The 18,702-nt window shown below is 62.5% G+C and carries 15 protein-coding genes and 1 pseudogene; 8 read left to right on the forward strand and 8 right to left on the reverse strand.

The window, feature by feature from the left end; all coding sequences use genetic code 11:
• Positions 1–472 precede the first annotated feature (472 nt).
• From JJ869_RS15065 to JJ869_RS15075, 3 genes are all read right to left on the reverse strand, one after another.
• Positions 473–886, reverse strand: a complete 414-nt coding sequence (locus JJ869_RS15065) for a hypothetical protein (protein WP_292268309.1) — start codon at positions 884–886, stop codon at positions 473–475.
• 85 nt (positions 887–971) lie between these two features.
• Complete coding sequence (locus JJ869_RS15070; protein ID WP_292268311.1) at positions 972–2,282, reverse strand: PQQ-dependent sugar dehydrogenase; 1,311 nt, start codon at positions 2,280–2,282, stop codon at positions 972–974.
• A 47-nt stretch (positions 2,283–2,329) separates the two neighbouring features.
• Positions 2,330–2,653 (reverse strand): c-type cytochrome, encoded by a 324-nt coding sequence (locus tag JJ869_RS15075; RefSeq protein WP_292268313.1) that lies wholly within the window; start codon positions 2,651–2,653, stop codon positions 2,330–2,332.
• A 354-nt stretch (positions 2,654–3,007) separates the two neighbouring features.
• Here JJ869_RS15075 and JJ869_RS15080 point away from each other — a divergent pair, with 354 nt between their 5' ends.
• Positions 3,008–3,640 (forward strand): tyrosine-type recombinase/integrase, encoded by a 633-nt coding sequence (locus JJ869_RS15080; protein WP_292268314.1) that lies wholly within the window; start codon positions 3,008–3,010, stop codon positions 3,638–3,640.
• A gap of 284 nt (positions 3,641–3,924) precedes the next feature.
• Here the strand turns inward: JJ869_RS15080 and ehuA are convergent, their stop codons facing one another.
• Complete coding sequence (ehuA, locus tag JJ869_RS15085; protein WP_366510466.1) at positions 3,925–4,725, reverse strand: ectoine/hydroxyectoine ABC transporter ATP-binding protein EhuA; 801 nt, start codon at positions 4,723–4,725, stop codon at positions 3,925–3,927.
• A 181-nt stretch (positions 4,726–4,906) separates the two neighbouring features.
• Between ehuA and ehuB the strand changes: the two genes are divergently transcribed.
• Genes ehuB through JJ869_RS15110 form a run of 5 tightly spaced genes read left to right on the forward strand, consistent with a single transcriptional unit; the run spans position 4,907 to position 8,617 of the window.
• On the forward strand, positions 4,907–5,851 hold the full coding sequence (ehuB, locus tag JJ869_RS15090; RefSeq protein WP_292268318.1) for an ectoine/hydroxyectoine ABC transporter substrate-binding protein EhuB: 945 nt from the start codon (positions 4,907–4,909) through the stop codon (positions 5,849–5,851).
• Positions 5,852–5,906: 55 nt separating this feature from the next.
• Positions 5,907–6,635 (forward strand): ectoine/hydroxyectoine ABC transporter permease subunit EhuC, encoded by a 729-nt coding sequence (gene ehuC / locus JJ869_RS15095; RefSeq protein ID WP_292268319.1) that lies wholly within the window; start codon positions 5,907–5,909, stop codon positions 6,633–6,635.
• On the forward strand, positions 6,632–7,297 hold the full coding sequence (gene ehuD, locus JJ869_RS15100; protein WP_292268320.1) for an ectoine/hydroxyectoine ABC transporter permease subunit EhuD: 666 nt from the start codon (positions 6,632–6,634) through the stop codon (positions 7,295–7,297). Before ehuC ends, ehuD begins: the two co-directional genes overlap by 4 nt.
• Complete coding sequence (locus JJ869_RS15105; RefSeq protein WP_292268322.1) at positions 7,294–7,989, forward strand: GntR family transcriptional regulator; 696 nt, start codon at positions 7,294–7,296, stop codon at positions 7,987–7,989. Before ehuD ends, JJ869_RS15105 begins: the two co-directional genes overlap by 4 nt.
• A 31-nt stretch (positions 7,990–8,020) precedes the next feature.
• Positions 8,021–8,617: a sulfurase gene (locus JJ869_RS15110; protein ID WP_292268324.1), complete on the forward strand. Its 597-nt coding sequence runs from the start codon at positions 8,021–8,023 to the stop codon at positions 8,615–8,617.
• Positions 8,618–8,790: 173 nt separating this feature from the next.
• Here the strand turns inward: JJ869_RS15110 and JJ869_RS15115 are convergent, their stop codons facing one another.
• The 3 genes from JJ869_RS15115 to JJ869_RS15125 form a co-directional block, all read right to left on the reverse strand.
• Positions 8,791–11,949, reverse strand: a complete 3,159-nt coding sequence (locus JJ869_RS15115; protein WP_292268326.1) for a DUF3427 domain-containing protein — start codon at positions 11,947–11,949, stop codon at positions 8,791–8,793.
• Positions 11,946–12,539: a class I SAM-dependent methyltransferase gene (locus tag JJ869_RS15120; protein WP_292268328.1), complete on the reverse strand. Its 594-nt coding sequence runs from the start codon at positions 12,537–12,539 to the stop codon at positions 11,946–11,948. Before JJ869_RS15120 ends, JJ869_RS15115 begins: the two co-directional genes overlap by 4 nt.
• Positions 12,540–12,741: 202 nt before the next feature.
• Positions 12,742–13,008, reverse strand: a complete 267-nt coding sequence (locus tag JJ869_RS15125; RefSeq protein WP_292268330.1) for a hypothetical protein — start codon at positions 13,006–13,008, stop codon at positions 12,742–12,744.
• 3 nt (positions 13,009–13,011) lie between these two features.
• On the opposite strand from JJ869_RS15125, the gene JJ869_RS15130 reads away from it, so the two are divergent.
• On the forward strand, positions 13,012–17,901 hold the full coding sequence (locus tag JJ869_RS15130) for a RecQ family ATP-dependent DNA helicase (RefSeq protein WP_292268332.1): 4,890 nt from the start codon (positions 13,012–13,014) through the stop codon (positions 17,899–17,901).
• Positions 17,902–18,003: 102 nt separating this feature from the next.
• A complete protein-coding gene (locus JJ869_RS15135) occupies positions 18,004–18,213 on the forward strand; it encodes a hypothetical protein (RefSeq protein WP_292268334.1) in 210 nt (69 codons plus the stop codon).
• Positions 18,214–18,326: 113 nt separating this feature from the next.
• Here the strand turns inward: JJ869_RS15135 and JJ869_RS15140 are convergent.
• Positions 18,327–18,702: pseudogene (locus JJ869_RS15140) on the reverse strand (hypothetical protein); the annotation flags it as partial.

Here is an 18,702-nt window from a genome sequence, read left to right on the forward strand (position 1 = left end):
GGCAGAGCAATGATATTGATGCTATTAAAGGCATCATCAACGCTTCAGGCAAGCTCTTGACTCCAGAACGTCCAGCCAACCGGCCGCGGCCTGAGTTTTTAACTTGGCACAGAGAAAATTGCTTCAAGCACTAGCGGCCCACAGCGGACCTTGGTGCATTAGGCAGCGAAGGTCTGGTTTGAGCCCATCCTGTGAATTCGGATTTTTCGCTGCACGCGCGCGCAGCACGGAAATCGATGCAAGTGCTCGGTTACACACGCTGCACAGCGGCGGTCAAACTGGCCATTCGAAAGCTGCGCAGCAAGGATTGTCAGGGCAACTCACCGATCGCGGGACAAAGCGCGCCTTCGCTGCAGCCGCGCCAATGTCGACGTTTGGTTTGGCGGCGATATCGGCAGAAGAGAAAAGGTTCACCTTGCGAGGCAGCCCTGTGTCACGAGATCGCTTCCACGCCATTCTTCGCATTCGGCTTCTATGGCGTGCATCTATAGAAACGTACCCGCAAATTTCCGAACTTGTTCATCCAGACCTGGGGCTGTGTGAGAATCACCAAATAGGGCCTTTCGGTTTGATAAACGTGCAGGGTGGATTCCGAAGCCTGATTGAAAAAGGTTTCCGAGCCCGGATTCATTCTCTCAAGCGCGAGGGATTCAAATCCGATGGTGTTTGCGTTGATCCATTTCAGTGGTTTTGTGCTTGAGGTTGCCTCGCCCTTTGTGAGCGAAGGGTCTTCGTAGACACCGTAGAAAGCGGTTTGCTCACAATTCCAGGTTTCCTGAGACGCCGCAGGAACAGCTGACGTCAGCATCAGTGACAAGAAAAAAGCAAACATCCCTGCAGCCATTCCTTGTATTTTTTCGACCACTCTCATTGGGTGAAAGCTCATCGGGACTGCCTTCATCGAGCATGATCATGAAAAAGGGCGAGCAAGTTGTTTCCCTGCTCGCCCCTCTGTTTCGATCTGCTATGCCTTACTGCATGGGTGTTGCGGTAACCTGATAGATTTCACCTTCGTCGGTCGCGACATAGAGCGAGTTGTCAGGCGCCATCACCAAGCCGCGGAAACGCTTCGAAAAGCCCAGCGGCATGCGGGTAATCGCATTGATCGCCAAGCCGTCGTCCGTGATCGAGATCATGTCGATCCGCTGGCCAATCGGTGTTCCGCCGAAACCGATGCCCAGGACGCCCGTGGCAAGCCGGCCTTCGTAGATGCCCCAGTTATCCCCCTTCAGGAAGGCGGCAGAAGATGTGCCCTGCGACCAGCCATTGTTGTTCCAGGTGGGCGGCATCAGGTCGTCGAAGCGCGGGTCGCTCATCGGCATGTAGGCCGCGCGAACCGCCGGATCCATCCCATCCATTTGCTCCGGCTCGTAGCCGCAGTACTGGTCGGGGCATTCGCCCCTTCCGGCAGTGTTCTGCTGAGGATCCCAACCGGCGTTTCCGCCGTTCACCAGCGCGGTGATTTCATCGCTGTGCCACGGCCCATGCTCTGCCGTGAACGCTTTGCCATCGCTCGGGCGGAAATCGATGCCCTGCACGTTGCGGTGGCCATAGGTGTAGATGCGCTTGTCGAACCCGGCCGGCGGGTTGTTGTCGGGATGGGCGTTTCCGTCCGTATCTACACGCACGACCTTGCCGCACAGAAGCTCCGGGGATTGCGGGCAAATGCCACTGTGGCGGTCGCCGCCAGTGATCCACAGGTAACCCCCCGGGCCAATCCGCACGCGCCCGCCATTGTGGGCACCAGGACCGCCAAAGGGTTGGTCGGACTCGAACGGCTTGTACTGGATGTCCGTGACGATGTCGGTTCTGTCGACCACGCTCATCATGTCCTCGCTCAGAGTGAGGCGCATGACGATGTTGCCGTCGCAGCGTTCGAAATTGCTCTTGCACCCGTCGCCGTGGTATTTGTCGGATGTCGATGCGACGTAGAGGCGGCGGTTCTGATCGAAATCCCGATCGGAGGCGACGCCCATCATGCCCGCCTGGCCTTCACAGAACAGGTCTTCGCCTGCATCGGAATAGCCCTCGGAGCCTTTCATGCCGTAGATGTTCGTCACCGTTCCATCCGGGGACCGCATCGACAAACCTTTGCATTTCTCCGTGAAGAACATCGTGCCGTCAGCATGCACCGACATGTCCCACGGCGACTCAAGCCCCTCCAGAACGGGCGTCGCCTTTATCACGGGCACGTTCATTCCCTGCGCGGATGCTGCTGCAACACCCATGAGCAAGACCGACGCCGCGGATACGGCAAGCGATCTGTATGTTGAAAGTTTCATTCCTAGCTCCTCCCTATTAGCCATTGGAATCTTGTTTTTTATACGGGTTATGGCTCGTATTTGGCGTCCTTCAGGTAAACCGCGAGGTTCTCTATTTCCTCGTCTGACAGCGGCTTGGCCATCATGATCATGAGCGCCGAATTCGGGCCGAACCTTTCACCGGCCCTGTAGGCCATCAGTTTTTCGCGCGTGTATTCAATCGGGTTCCCGGAGATCTTGGGATAGCTTGACGCCCCCTTGCCAGCCGGCCCGTGACAGGCGTGACAGGTCTCGTGATACCGCGCATCACCCGCAGCCGCGTCGCCCGCTACCGCACCGCTAGCACAAAACAGCACGGCCGCGAGGGACATTGCACCGATAATTTTTGGCATGATTTTTCCCCTCTTTTTTGGCAAAGCTTTAAGCATGCGGTGCAGCGAGTCAACTACGATCGAGTGAGCGCAAGTCAACCGGCTTGCACAGTCAGTGGGGCCGGACACGTCGCCGGACAAGACAACGTGTCCCGGTCCCGGCATCCTCCAGATCGGATTGACGTCGCACTTTTCAAACCGGACATTCGTGCATGCTGCAGCATCAGATTTGGTCGGCCTCTCTGCCGCCGATTGCGCATGCAGCGTCGATGCAGTCGGTCGGCCTCTGACAGCTGCCCTTGCCAAGGACGATACAATCTCATTGCCCGCATGGTGCGGGTGACTGGGTTTGGAGGGAGGATCGGAGAGCAAATCATGCCAAGAGTCCAACTTCCTGCGACAACCCCGAAACGCAGAGCCTGGAACAAGGGGCGGATCATCGGTCAAAAACGGCCTTTACTGCCAAAACAGGTCTGGGCAATCCGGGCAAGGCTCGAACTCGCGGGTTATCTGCGCGATCTGGCTTTGTTCAACGTCGCCATCGATAGCAAGTTGCGGGGCTGTGATCTTGTCAGATTAGCGGTGTCTGACCTGGTAAAAGATGATCGCGTGCGAGAACGCGTTTCGGTGATCCAGAGCAAGACCAAGCGGCCAGTACAGTTTGAATTGACCGAAAACACACGCGATACCGTCCTGGCGTGGGTTAAATCACCCGAGATGTTTGCTTGCCGCTTTATGTTCCCAAGCCGGTTCCATGACCGGCCGCACATCTCCACCCGACAGTATGGTCGGCTTGTCCGCGATTGGGTGACTGCAATCGGCCTTGAACCAAGTGGTTATGGCACGCATTCACTTCGCCGTACAAAAGCGGCGGAGATTTACCGCAAGACAGGCAATCTCCGCGCGGTGCAACTGCTGCTTGGTCACACGAAGGTCGACAGTACAGTGCGTTATCTTGGCGTCGAACTCGAAGATGCCCTGAGCATCGCTGAGCGCATTGATATCTGAGCGATCTTGGCGAACGGTCTTGCCGTTCGCCATTTCAAAGCGGGTGTCTGTCCCTCATGCGGCGTTGGTCAGTGCTGAGCCCAAAGGAGACTGGCCGAAGGGGACGCAGCATCGGTCAAACCGACGGAAAAGCAGACCTACGCTGCGGGCGGCCTCAAGATCTGAGAAACCGGGCTGTCCGTTCATTGACCGCTCTTGCCACGCTGGCCTTATTTCACCGCCGGGTAAGGTCTTCCTTCCAGAATGCGTACCTTACCCAGCTCAAAGGCAGTCGCCTCCGCTCTTCAGGCGGCTGCACGGACGGCGCTGAGGAACTGCCGCGTGCGTTCACTGCGGGGCGCGGTGAAGAACTCGGTCGGCGACCCCTCCTCCTCGATGCGGCCGTCGCAAAAGAAGCAGACGCGATCCGAGACGTCGCGGGCGAATTCCATCTGGTGGGTCACCATCAGCATCGTCAGGTTGTGCTCGGTCGCGAGCTTGCGGATGACGCCGGTCACCTCACCCGTGACTTCGGGATCGAGCGCCGAGGTCACCTCGTCGAAGAGCATCACGCGGGGGCGCATCGCGAGGGCGCGGGCGATGGCGACGCGCTGCTGCTGGCCGCCTGACAGCTGGCTCGGGTAGTTCTCGCGTTTTTCGGCGAGGCCCACCATCTCGAGCAGTTCCTCGGCGCGGTCGCGCGCCTCGGCCTTCGGCAGGCCAAGGGCATAGACGGGCCCCTCCATGCAGTTCTCGAGCGCGGTCATGTGCGGAAACAGGTTGAACTGCTGGAAGCACATGCCGATCTGGCCGCGGATGCGCCTGAGGTGGCGTTCGTCGGCCGCCACCTGCTGGCCGCCGCGCTCCATGTGCGTGAGGCACTCGCCGCCCACCTCGATCACGCCCTCGTCGATCCGTTCGAGCGTCATCAGGACGCGAAGAACCGTCGTTTTGCCGGAACCGGAAGGGCCGATGATCGAGACCATCTCGCCCTCGGCCACGTCGAGGTCCAGCTTGTCGAGCACCGTCAGCTCGCCATAGCGCTTGGTCACGCCCCTGAAGCGCACCATGGGAGCGTCGGCAGACGATTCGCGACCGGCGGGCATCGCTCCGGGCGTCTGATCCGGCTGAGACATGATGTGTATCTCTCCACGCGCAACACGCCCAGTTTGTATACATCTCTATTATTTTACAACCGCTTTTCCCAATTCTTTCTAAGTCAGCCAAGGTGACTTTCGGGAAGATGTATTTTTCTCTGGACTTGTCACCGTTCTGTGGGAGCATAGGGTGGCCGACGCAGAACACCGCGCCGGCGCCAAAACAAAAGCGCAGGGAGACCCCGAAATGATGAAGTCCCACCGCCTATCCGCCGTTCTGCAAGCTGCCGTGCTGGCCCTCGGGCTGGCCAGTGCGGCGCAGGCCGAAACGAGTCTTCTGGACAAATATCGTGCCGAGGGTGTGACGGTCGGCATCGCCGGCTATGCGCCCTACGGCTACAAGCAACCTGACGGCAGCTTCACCGGCGAACAGGTCGAGGTCGTGCAGCACGTGCTGGGTGAAATGGGCATCGACAAGATCGATTACGTCGCTATGGATTTCGGCGCCTTGATCCCGTCGCTCGTGGCGGGCCGCATCGATCTTGCGGCAGCCGGCATCTATATCCGCCCCGAGCGCTGCGAACAGGTGCTTTTCGCCGAGCCGACCTTCGGTCAGGGTGCGGCCTATGTCGTGAAAGCCGGCAATCCGAAGGGGCTGAAGACCTTCAAGGACATAGCCGAAACCGACGGCGCGGTTCTTGCGGTGCTGGCCGGCGGCACCGAGGAGACGCTGGCCAAGCGCGACGGGGTGCCCGACGAGAAACTGCTCAAGGTGGGCGACAAGGCCGCCGGAATTTCCGCCGTGATGTCGGGTCGGGCGGACGGCTTCGCGCTATCGGCCTTCGCCATCGCCGACATCGTGCGCACGGCGGGCGACCTGATCGGCGTGGAAAGCTCGGGCTCGATCACCGAGATTGCGGGCGAGATTTATAAGGGCCATGGCGCCATCGCCTTTCCGAAGGGCCAGGACGAGGCGGCGCTTGCTGCCCAGATGGCCTTTCGCGACGCCTTCGACGGGATCCAGGCCGATTACATGAGCAGCGGCGGCTATCTGGAGATGGCGGGCGCCTGGGGCTTCACCGCGGCGGACGGCCCGGCGAAGACCATGGAAGAGCTTTGCGCCGAGGGGCTTTGATCCCCGATACGCGCCGGGCCCGCGCCCGGCGCGTCCGAAAGACTCTGGAGCCCGCATGTCGATACCGGCCCTGACCGCCGTGCTGATCGCGACACTGACGCTGGGGTTGATCTATTTCCAGCGCACGCCGTTCGCGGCCAACCCGGAGGTCTTCCTCGACGGCGCGCTGGTCACGCTTCAGATCCTCGGCGTGTCGGCCGTTCTGACGTTGGTCATCGCGTTCGCGGCCGGCCTCGGGCGGCTCTCGCCATGGTGGCCGATACGTTGGCTCTGCACCGCCTATGTCGAGGTCTTTCGCGGCACATCCGCGCTGGTGCAGCTGTTCTGGCTGTTCTACGTCCTGCCTCTGTTCGGGCCCACCATCGCGCCCTTCACGGCGGGCGTGCTCGGCGTCTCGCTCAACGTGGGGGCCTATGCGGCGGTGGTCGTCCAGGCCTCGGTGCGGGCCGTCCCGCGCGACCAGCGCGAGGCCGCGATCGCGCTCAACCTCTCGCCCTTCAACCGGATGCGCCGGATCATCCTGCCGCAGGCGGTACGCATGATGATCCCACCCTTCGGGAATCTCGCGATCCAGCTCTTCAAGCTGACGGCGCTCGTCTCGTTCATCGGCATATCGGACCTGACCTACACCGCCTATCAGCTTAACCAGACCACGTACCGGACGGTCGAGGTCTTCACGATCATCCTGTTCATGTATTTTGCGATCGGGCTGTCGATCACCATCGGCATGAAGCTTCTCGAGCGGCGTTTCGCGCGCGGCGTCGCCGGGGTCAGCGCACGATGATCTGGGACTGGAGCTATGCGATCGACATCCTGCCGCAGATGGCCGAGGCGTCGCTGGTGACGCTTCGGATCACCGTCATGGGCTTCGCGCTGGCGGCCTTGGTCGGGCTGGTCTGGGCGGTGCTGGCGATGATGGAGATCCCCGTCGTCAGCTTCGCGGTCAGGCTCTTCGTCGAGTTCATGCGCAGCACGCCGCTGCTGATCCAACTTTTCGCGGTCTACTACTTCCTGCCGATGTACGGAATCCTGCTGTCGGCGACGCTGACCGGCGTGCTCGTCCTCGGCCTGCACTATTCGGCCTATTGCGCGGAGGTCTACCGCTCGGGGCTCGAGGCGGTGCCGCGCGGCCAGTGGGAGGCGGCGCGGGCGATCAACCTGACGCGGGCGCTTACCTTCCGCCGGATCATTCTTCCCCAAGCCCTGCCCCCAGTGATCCTGCCGCTGGGCAACTACTTCGTGGCGATGTTCAAGGAGACGCCCGTGCTGCTGGCCATAACCGTGATCGAGCTGGTGGCGACCGCCCGGATCATCGGCAACGACACCTTCCGTTACACCGAACCGATCACGCTGGCGGGCGCTTTCTTTCTTGTGCTGAGCCTCCTGGCGGCGCAGTTCATGCGCTGGCTGGACCGCAGGTTCGCCCTGCCGGGGGACGTGCTATGAACGGGACGACACACGGCGAAGCAGGGCATACGGCGAAGCCGCGCCCGGTTGAGATCTACGACGAGTTGCGCGCCTGGATCTGCACCAACCGGGTCGCGCCGGGCGAGCTGCTGCACGAGGAAACGCTGGCAAGACAGTTCTCGGTGAGCCGCTCGCCGGTGCGTCGCGCACTTGCCAAGCTGGAGCACGACGGGCTGGTGGAGATCCGCCATGGCGTCGGCACGCGCGTCACCTCGATCGATCGCAATGAACTGGCCGAGGTCTACGAGTTGCGGATGATCCTCGCGATGCAGTCGGGCCCGTACCTGAGAACTCCGTTCGAGCCCGAGTTCATCGAGCGGCTCCGGGGATGGCGCCAGAGCTTCGCGGATCTCGAGCCGAGCGACGTACAGGGCTTCGCCGACGTCAACGTCGGCTACTACACGGATCTCACCGAGCGGACACAGAACCGGTACCTGCGCGAGATGCAGCTGGGCCTGTTCTTTCAGACCTCGCGCATGTGGCTGATCACCCTGCCGCTGATGCAATGGGAGCCGATCGTCTCGGCGGTCTGCGGCGAGATCAGCGAACTGGTGCGCGTGGCCGAGGACCAGGATCCGACCGGGTTCGGGCTGGTGATGCGCAATCACATCTTCATGTCGCGCCGCCGCCTGTTCGAGGCCGAAGGCGAGGCGAAAGACGCGGGATCATGACGGGCGCCCAAGGGATCGGGAGGATGGTGGAATGTCGATACTGAGGCCCACCGATATCTACATGCGGGTCGTCTGGCTGGGCGTCGTGCACGATCGGGAGCAGGGCCTTGCCTCGGACCCGATCGAGGCGGTCGAGGTCACCTTCGAAGGGTTCGCAGGCGAATCCCATGGCGGGTTGACGCGCGCCTCCTGCTCGCGCCTGAAGCTTCAGTATCCGGTTGGCACGCAAGTGCGCAATTCGCGCCAGATCAGCATCGTCTCGGCCGAGGAACTGGCGGAGATCGCGGCCGCGCTCGAGCTCGACGCGCTCGATCCCCGCTGGCTCGGCGCCTCGATGGTCGTGGAGGGCGCGCCGCAATTCACGCGCATTCCGCCCTCGTCGCGGCTTGTGTTCGAGGGCGGCACGGGGCTGGTCGTCGACATGGAGAACGCCCCCTGCCGTTTGCCTGCCGAGGAGATCGAAGCCGCGCGTCCCGGCCATGGCCGCCACTTTCCGGCGCTTGCCCGTGGCAAGCGGGGGATCACGGCTTGGGTCGAGCGGCCTGGGCGCATCGCGCTCGGCGAGAGCGCGCGGCTGCACGTCCCGCCGCTCGCACCCTACGAGCCGCTGCTCAAGCTTGAAGTCTGATGCTCAGGGTTATGGAGATGCCTCAAGTTCGATGCCGCCGCTCGCTGCGGCCGTCGTGAACGGCAGCTCAGGACACGGGCGGCACAATTAGAAACGGCGGCAAAGTCCGCACAGCTGACGTCCATGCACAACGCAGAGAATGACCGCTTCCCGCCCATTTCGATCGCCGCCAATCAACACTGGACGCCATACAACTCCCGCAGCTGCTGTGGTACGGGCTCGGCAATATCCCACTGCACCGTTATCGGAGCTTCGCCCTCCCAGCCCGCGAATTGCACCGGCCCAGCATAGCGGAACGGGGCTGCGCGCCCATCGCGCAGTTTCGATTTTCGAAGAAACAGGTGAACCGTCCAGCCAGGTGCTGCGCCCGAGATGATGCGACCGCGCATGTCGTCGCGGCGGGTGCTGGTCTGGGTCTGCCAGACAAAGCGCGTGGGGCTGGCAAATTGGTCGGCGTAATGGCTGCCGACTGACATGCTGCCCTTGTCCATCGTCACCAAAAGGATCATCGCCCGCACACCCTTTAGAACCACGATACCGGCGTTCCAAGAGCCCGTGTTGAACACCGCCCCGAAATGCGGCGCGATCTGGTCGCGCTGATATTCCTGCCAGAGGGTCAGTCCCTTGGCTGGGGCTATGGGAGCAGGGGCAGCACCTTCGGCGTCTTCCGCCAGTCCGGTGCCCTCGGGCATATCATAGGTCACGTCCCGCGCTTGGAGATATCGCAGCAGCCGCCAGTCCACGAGTTCCGAGGTGAGTGCGGTGAGGGCCGCGGTCTCGCCGTCGGCGAACGTGGTCTCGAAGGAGCCCGGCCCCAACTGGAACCAATCCGTCTCGGCCAGGATCTTCAGCGGTTGCTGCATCAGGAGCGCGCGCAGCCGCGGCGCGTCGTCCGGATCTACGCTCAGGTCCGTCTTTATCTGCGGGTTGCGGCGGGCCAGACGGGCGACGCGCTCCACGAGATCGGTCAGCGCGATCCGGCCCGGGAAAGTGCCCGCCTCGATCATCGCGCGCAGGACCAGCATCTTGTAACTGCGGGTCATTCGGGTTGTTTCGATCTCGTCCAAAAGCGCGCGATGCGCATTCCAGGTGGTGCGCTGCGCCTTGGAAAGATCACCCATGTCGGCCACGAACCCCAGCCAGCCCGCATGCCCCGTGCGGCCGGGGTTGAAGCCCGCGTGCTGCACCTCAGACGCGGTGGGCCTTGTGCCGTGGCGCTGGCGGAAATCGCGGTAGAAGGCGGCCAGTTCCTCGCCATCGCGTGGCTGGCGGATCAGCGATCGCAGAATATCGAGCGCCTGGAGGTCATAGGTCACCTCGCAGCTTACCGGGAACTGGATCAGCTTGTCGGTCAGCCGCTCCAGCGCCAGCCGCAACGCGCCGTCGCCTGCGCCCAGCTTGAGAAGCGTGCGGAACTTCGTCAGGAAAATCCGGTGGTTGCCGATATAATCGATGACGGCCAGATGCGTTTTTTCAACTGACCGGCGCAATCCGCGGCCCAGTTGTTGCAGCCAGATCACCGGGCTTTCGGTCGGGCGCAACATCAGCACCGTGTCGATCGAGGGCACATCGACACCTTCGTTGAACATGTCGACAGCAAAGACGATGTCGAGATCGCCGTCCTCCAGCGCCTTCAGCGCGCTGGCGCGAGGGGCGGAGGTGTCCCCGGAATGGACCGCCACGGCCCGCAGACCGCGCGCTTGCGCGAAATCGGCCATGAAATCGGCGTGGCGGCGGGACACGCAGAAGCCGATTGTCTTCTTGCCGCCGCGCTTGGCAAGCTGTTCCAGGGCGTTTTCGGCGCGGGCCTGGGTGGCGACCGCTTCAGTCAGGGCCGCTTCGTCGAAACGCCCGCTGCGCCAGGGGATCTGGGAGTATTCGACCGGGTCGGGCACGCCGAAATAGTGGAAGGGCGCCAGAAGCCCCCGGTCGATGCCCGACCAGAGATCGCATTCGTAGACAAGGTTTTCTTCGCACAGCCCCAGCAGGTCGCCACCATCGCTGCGGTCGGGTGTGGCAGTCAGGCCCAGAAGGAAGCTGGGCTGGAAATGGTCGATGATCCGCCGATAGGTGGTGGCGGCGGCGTGGTGGAATTCGTCCACAACGATGTAGTCAAAGGCCCGCGGATCGAACCGTGTCAGATGCGTGTTGCGCGCCAAGGTCTGGACAGAAGCGAAGACGATATCGGCCTCGGCGTCCTTTTCCTCGCCGCTGTAGCGACCAAGCCGGGCGCGGGGGCGGACGGCGCGGAAGGCGGCCATTGCTTGGGTCAGGATTTCCTCGCGATGCGCCACGAACAGGACGCGGGCCGCGTCGGCGCTGTCGAAGGCCGCAAGGAAGGTCTTGCCAAGGCCCGTGGCCAAAACCACCAGCCCGGCGCCATAACCCTTCGCCCGGGTTGCGCGCAGGGCTGCCAGCGCCTCGGCCTGAACCTCGTGCGGGGTGGGGGCGGTTTCCGCGGCTTCTATCGGTGCGTCGCTGGCCGTGGGCAGGGGGGCGATGCGACGCGCCTCGTAAGCGTCGATCCACGCGGGCGTCAGCTCTGTGACCTCGGGCCGGGCCAGCAGAGCCTCGAAGGCCGCGCGGGCGGCCAGAAGCGGGGCGGGATCGACCGGATCGACATGGCGCAGATTCCATTCGATGCCGTCTGTCAGCGCCGACCGGGATAGGTTCGACGACCCGACGATCAACGCCCCGCCGTCGCCCGCGAGGGTGAACATCCATGCTTTCGGGTGGAACGGGATCTGTGCGGCCTGGAACACATGCAGCCTGCGCGTGCCCTCAAGGTCGGAAATCAGCCGTAGCGCCGCCGGTTCCGTCACGCCCAGATAGTCGCCGGTCAAGAGGCGCAACTCGCCGCCACGGTCCAGCAGATCGCGCAGATGCGGCAGCACCAGCCTGACGCCGGAGGTCATCAGGAAGGACACCGACAGATCGACGGCGCGCGCGCGGTCGATCAGGGGGCGCAGATGGGCGTGCAGCGCATCTTCACCGCCCGAGATCAGCGGGCGATCATGGGGCATGCCCGGCAAGGGACCGGGTGCCGCCAATGGCGGATCAAGGCGCAGGTGCACATGTCCGCCAGTCTCGACCAGCGTCACCCGCGCGGTGGTGCCCTCGGTCTCGAGCAGGGTTTGCGCCGCCCCGATCCTGGCAGCAAGGGCCGCTTGATCTGCGGTGAAAAGCTCCCGCCAGCGAGCGACATGACGACGGGGCGCAAGGGCAAGACCCGCGCCGTGGCGGATCAGGATGACCTGGGCGTCGCATTCCACGATGGCGCTGGCGGCGGCATCGCAGAGAGGACAAGGCAGGTCATCTTCCTCGCCACTCATCGCTTGACCACCACAGCATTCACCCACACTTCAAAAGCGCGATCCGGGCGGCAATCGCGGCTTTCCCAGATATCAGGTTCGCCGAACACGCCGGATCGGTCGAGGAGCGCCGCCAGAGTTTCCGACGTCATGTCGGTAAATCGGCGTCCGTCCTTCACCCGCTCGCCGGTGCCGCGCTTGAATGACAGGTAGAGCGCGCCGTCAGGAACCAGATGGTCGGCAAGGCGGTCAACGACTCCGGGCAGTTCCGCATCGGCCACATGCAGCAGCGAGGCGCAGGCCCAGATGCCTTCGAGCGAATGCTCCCAGGCGAAATCCTCGAAACGCATCAGTCGGGTCTCGACTGCCGAATGCGCTTGCGTGGCAGCCACCATGGCAGGCGCGGCATCGAAGGCCTTCACATCGTAGCCTGAGACGCGGAAAGCCAGCGCATCGCGCCCCGACCCTGATCCGGCATCGAGAATACGTGCTGGACCATCCGCCCGCGCAGGCACAGCCGCCAGAAACCGTTCCCGCGCATCCGACATATCGACGTCGCGCGTGGTGGCGATGAAGCCATTCGCGTTGCTGTCGTAGTAATTGGTCAACATGGGCTCCGATCTGGCTCTTTCAGCCGTATCTTCTCAATAAATCATGGGTTTGACCAGGTGATGAAAAGGGGTCGTGAGCACCAATTTCTTCGGGATGGCGGCCTGACCAACACCCAGCTCTCGTCCGCAATGCGCTTGGAGGACTAGGTTTGACACAAATGTCCCGTTTAACGATCATTTTTGCTGACTTGCTTGTGTTTGGTCATGGAAACGTATCCTTTGTTTCCAATCGGTTCCGGAGCTTGGTTAAACCATGGAAGAAAGGCATGGCGCGTTGTTGTCGCGATGCTTGGCTGTCGATCTGGAGGTCGACCCAAGCACTGCCCGCGTCTTTGCCATGGCCGCGGTTCGTCACGATGACTGCCGTGTCCTGATCACGCACGGCGAACCGAGCGTCCGCCAGCTTGACGATCTCGAAGCCGCCATAAGCGACGTGGACCACCCGATCGGCCACAACTTTCTCAGCCATGACATGCAGCACCTGATCGCTGCGAGGCCACGCCTTTCGCGGATGATGGACGCGCCGATCGACACGCTCTGGCTCAACCCGCTCGCCTTTCCGCGCAACCCGTATCACCATCTGGTCAAGCATTATCAGGATGGTCGCCTCGCCAAGGGGCATGTCAACGACCCCGAACTGGACGCAAGGCTGGTGTTCGAGGTCTTGGCTAACCAGCTCGATGCCTTTGCCACCCTGAAGAAAACCCAGCCCGATGCCTTGGCCGCCTATCACTATCTCACGACGCGGATGGAGCGGGCAGCGGGCTTTGATGCTGTCTTTGCCTATGTTCGCGCAGCGCCTTGTCCAAACGAAAACGAGGTACATGCGGCCCTGCATCGAATGCTGTCCGGCAAAGCTTGCCAAAAGCGGATCGACCAGACGCTGGGCCGCATGTCCAACCCGCGCAATGGCTGGGCGATGGCCTATGCGCTGTCCTGGATCACGGTGGCGGGCGGGGACTCGGTCATGCCGCCCTGGGTTCGTGCACAGTTCCGGGAGGCTTCCCTGATCGTGCGCCATCTGCGCGACACCTCGTGCCGCGATCCCGGCTGCAGCTGGTGTGCAGAACAGAATGATCCTGTGCGCGCGCTGCAGCGATGGTTCGGCTTTGATGCCTTCCGCCCGGAACCCGTGGACCCCGAAGGCCGCCCGTTGCAGGAGCGTATCGTCGACGAAGGCATGTCCGGCAATAGTCTTCTGGGCATCTTGCCGACCGGCACAGGAAAATCACTGTGCTATCAGGTGCCTGCCCTGTCGCGCTACGACAAGACGGGTGCCCTGACGGTTGTGATCTCGCCCCTTGTCGCGCTCATGGCCGACCAGGTGCAGGGGATGGAGCGGGCGGGGATTTCCTGCGCCGTGACGATCAACGGCATGATGTCGATGCCGGAACGGCAGGATGCGCTCGACAAGGTGCGCATGGGCAATGCAGGCATTCTCATCATCTCGCCCGAGCAGCTACGCAGCACTTCGATCCGTTCGGTTCTGGCCCAGCGGGAGGTCGGGTTCTGGGTTGTTGACGAGGCGCATTGCGTCTCGAAATGGGGCCATGATTTCCGACCCGATTACCGCTATCTCGGGCGCTTCATTCGCGAGTTCTCCGGTGATCAGACGCCCGCGCCGATCACATGCCTGACCGCGACCGCCAAGCCCGAGGTGGTGGCCGACATTGTCGAACATTTCCGAACGCGCCTTGGCGTCGATCTGCTGACGCTGGATGGCGGGGCATCGCGCCCGAACCTGACCTTTGCGGTCCGGCCCACGACTAAGCCAGAGAAGCTGGCGCATGTCCTGTCCACAATCGAGGAATTCCTGCCCTCCGACGGGCGCTCCGGGGCCGTCGTCTATTGTGCCTCGCGCAAAGAAACGCACCGCGTGGCCGAGTTCCTCGAGGCCCAGGGCATGGATGCCGCCGCCTTTCATGCCGGGCTTGGGACGGACGAGAAGAAAGAGGTGCAGGAAAAGTTCCGGGTGGGCGATCTGCGTGTGATCGCGGCGACCAATGCGTTCGGCATGGGGATAGACAAGCCCGACATCCGCCTTGTCGTTCATGCCGACATTCCCGGTTCGTTGGAAAATTACCTGCAGGAAGCCGGGCGGGCCGGGCGGGACCGGAAGGATGCCCATTGTGTCCTGCTTTTTGCCGCCGATGACATCGAGAACCAGTTCCGCCTGTCCGCCAGTTCCCGCCTGCAACGCCACGAGATCGGCGCAATCCTCAAGGCGCTGCGACGGATCGACGAGCGAACCAAGAAGACAGGCACGATAGTCGCCACCTCGGGCGAAATCATCCGCTCCGAAAAAGACCGTGAATTCGACCGGGACAGCGCGACCGACGACACGCGCGTCAAGACGGCGGTCTCCTGGCTGGAAGAAGCGACGCTCGTCTCGCGCGAGGAAAACCGGGTGCAGGTTTTCCCGTCCTCGCTCCGCACCCGAACGCTGGACGAGGCGCGCGCGCGTCTGGCCACCGCCGAGATCACCGAGACCTATCGCAAGCAACTGCTCGACATCATCGCGCATCTGATGTCGACGCCCGCTGACGAAGGCGTGTCGACCGACGATCTGTCCTCAGCCTGCGGTCTGGCCCCCGGTGCCCTTTCCAAAGCGATGGCTGACCTCGAGAGCCTCGGCCTTGCGCGAAACGACGTGGCAATGACGGTCTTCGTCCATGTCGGCGTGGCCCAGGCCTCGGCGGCCCGTCTTGCCGATGCGGCTAGACTTGAGGTCGATCTGATCCAGCTCATGCAGGAACTGGTGCCGGATGCCGATGACAGGGTGCCCAACCCCCTGCATCTGGCCGAGACATGTCAACGCCTGCGCGACCGGGGTCATGCGACTGCACGGCCCGACATCGTGGACAAACTCCTGCGGGGCATCGCGCGGGATGGACGGGGGCAGGATGGCGGTAAGGGCAACATCAGCCTCAGGACTGCCAGCCGCAACACTCTGCTGGTCACTCTTGAGCGCCCCTGGAAAACGGTTGCGCAGACTGCGGAACTGCGTCGCGCGGCCGCCGGTCTGTTGCTCGAACACCTGATCGGTCGCCTCGACAAGGGCGCGCGCGGCAAGGATCTGCAGGTCGACACTACCGTGGGCGATCTGCTCGCGCAGATTCAGCAGGATGCTCTTTTGCAGAGCAGCGGCATCCGCGACATGACTAAGCTGCTGGAGCGGTCGCTCCTGTGGCTGCACGAGCAAGACGTGGTGACGTTGGGCAAGGGCCTGACCGTGTTCCGTCCGGCGATGACCATCTGCCTGAACCCGAAAGGCGGGACTTTCACACAGGCCGATTTCTCGCCCCTCGAGGATCATTACGCCGAACAGACGCTACAGACCCATGTGATGGCGACCTATGCCGAAACGGGCCTGTCCTCCATGCCCGACGCGATCCGCCTGTCCGAGGATTACTTCCTGCTCAACAAGGACCAGTTCCTCAAGCGGTGGATGCCCGGCAAGGCAAGCCAGATCCGCCGCCAGACCACCGGCAAATCCTGGAAATCCATCGTCGAGGATCTGGGTAACAAGACGCAACAGGAGATCGTGACCGATGATCGGGACCGCACCAATGTCCTGATCCTGGCCGGTCCGGGGTCGGGCAAGACACGGGTTCTGGTCCACCGGATCGCATACCTCTTGCGGATCAAGCGCGAGGATCCGCGCGGCATTCTCGTGCTGGCCTACAACCGCCATGCCGCCGCCGAAATCCGCGCCCGGCTGCGCGCGCTGGTGGGCGATGATGCCGTGGGCGTGACCATTTCGACCTGTCACGCGCTGGCCATGAAACTGGTCGGTGCGAGTTTCGCCGGGGTGCAGGCCGCGTCCGAAGATTTCGATACGGTCGTGATGGAAGCGGTGCGCCAGCTCAACCCCGAAGGCCTCACGAAATCCGAGGCGGAGGCCCAGAGGGAAGCCCTGATCCAGGGCTATCGCTGGATCCTGGTCGATGAATACCAGGACATCGGCCCGCAGGAATATGCGCTTATCGCCGCCGTGGCCGGGCGCACGCTGGAAGACGCCGACCTCAAGCTCAGTCTCTTCGCGGTCGGGGACGACGATCAGAACATCTACGCCTTCAGCGGTGCATCGGTCGAGTACATCCGCAGGTTCGAGGACGACTATAAGGCAAGGCCGGCGTTCCTCGTCGAAAACTACCGATCGACAGCCCACATCATCGATGCCTCCAACCACGTGATTTCGAAAGCCTCGGCCCGGATGAAGCGTGATCACCCGATCCGGATCGATGCGGCGCGGCTCAAACGCGCCGCAGGAGGGGCTCTGGAACAGGCCGATACGGTCGCCAAGGGGCAGGTTCAGCTGCTCGACGTGCCGCCGAGCGACATGGCGCAAGCCGCTGCCGCGATTGACGAACTCAGCCGACTGTCGCGCCTCGATCCGGACTGGAAGTGGAATCGCGCCGCGGTGATTTCGCGGACATGGCATGCCCTGAATGCCGTGCGCGCCTATGCCGAGGCGCAGGGGATCAAGGTCGAGATGGCGAACGAGGACATGCCCAGCATATGGCGCCTGCGCGAAACGCAGCGTCTGGTAGCGGGGCTGCGTCAACGCAAGGCGGCGTTGCTGTGCATCCAGGACATTCTCGACATCCTCAATGAACAGCCCCTGAACAGATGGATCAGCCTTCTGGCGGAAGGGATCGCCGATCTGGCGCGGGAATTGAACACCGGCACCATGCCTGTTCCCGACATCATCGAATGGATTGCCGAGTGGGCGCGCGATACGCGGGGCCAGCAACGTGGTCTGCTCTTGCTGACGGCGCACCGCGCCAAGGGCCTCGAGTTTGACCACGTGGTCATCCTGAACGGCGATTGGAGTAATCCGTCGCGTAACGAAGACACGGATGCGCCGCGGCGCCTGTTCTATGTTGCCATGACCCGTGCCCGTCAAAGCCTGACCGTGCTGACCCAAGGTCCGCATCATCTGCTGGACGTAGAAGCGCCTTCGGTTCTGCGCCGTAAAGTTTCCGTCGAGGCGACGCACGAACTTCCCGCCGCCGACATATATGTCTTGCCGAGCCTAAGATTGGTCGATCTGTCGTTTGCCGGGCGCAAACACATCAACCAACATAGTTTAGCAGCCATCCGCGATGCAAAGGTGGGTGATCCGCTGACGCTTGAACAGCGGGACGGGAAATGGGTGCTGATCGATGCCAGCGAACGATTGCTTGGTCGGATGGTCAATGCCTGGCAACCTCCCCCGGGCCATGCCTTCGACAAGGGCCAAGTGGGTGCTATCGTCAACTGGCGTAAAGTCGACAACAAGGAAGAGTTTCACGGTACATTGGGCCGCGATAGCTGGGAAACCGTTCTGCCCGAGTTGATCTTTAGGCCGCTGCGCTAAGAAGGTCGCAACGGGCTACCTGTCGGTGAGCCTAAAGCGCGGTAACACAAAACCCAGCCCGTCGTTGGTAACGCCGCATTGGCGAAAAGCACGGAAGATGCGGTGTCCGACGCGCTCCCGGACGACCTCGCCCTTGTCGCAACGATCATCCGGGATGCCATCTCCGCTGCAAATAGCTGGGAAGCGCTTGTCGCAAATTTCGAGCGCAAGGACATCACGCTTATCCATAAGAGTGGAGGGCTGGTTGTTGTAGACGCGAAAAGCGGGGCGGAAATTGTCCCGCATACGCAAGATGCGCCGATCGCCGTGTGATGCAAGTTGTTGCCAGCGTTTCAGTTGGCGCTGTTGGATGTAGAAAAAGTTCGAAAACCAGACCTGCGGAGTTCAGACAGCGAATGACCGCTGCCCGCCCGTGCTGACTGCCTTCAATCCCGCGCCCACGGCTTGGCCTTCGGCGTCACGCTTGTCACAGTGAGCTCTCTCAACATGTCACCGCTGATGAGCCCATCACGGATCCAAACCAGCGCTTGCCACCACTCGTTATACGCCCGCCTTGCAGCCTCGATCAGGCGAGAATCCGGTCGAAACATCACCGGACAGGCCCGAAGCTCAACTGTCCGCCACTTCCCGCGCGACAGTACGCGCTCAGAGCCTACCACCACGGTGGTTGCATGATTCCCGTGCCGGTTGCGTTTCATCTCGACTGGCACGCAGCGTGGCACTGCACCTGGCATCCAGTCTGGCGTGATCCCTGCGCGAGCGAGTTCTGCCACACGAATGGCCATGCGCTTTCCACCGAGA

It is taken from the genome of Marivita sp. (assembly GCF_017643905.1).
Classification (GTDB): Bacteria; Pseudomonadota; Alphaproteobacteria; order Rhodobacterales; family Rhodobacteraceae; genus Marivita.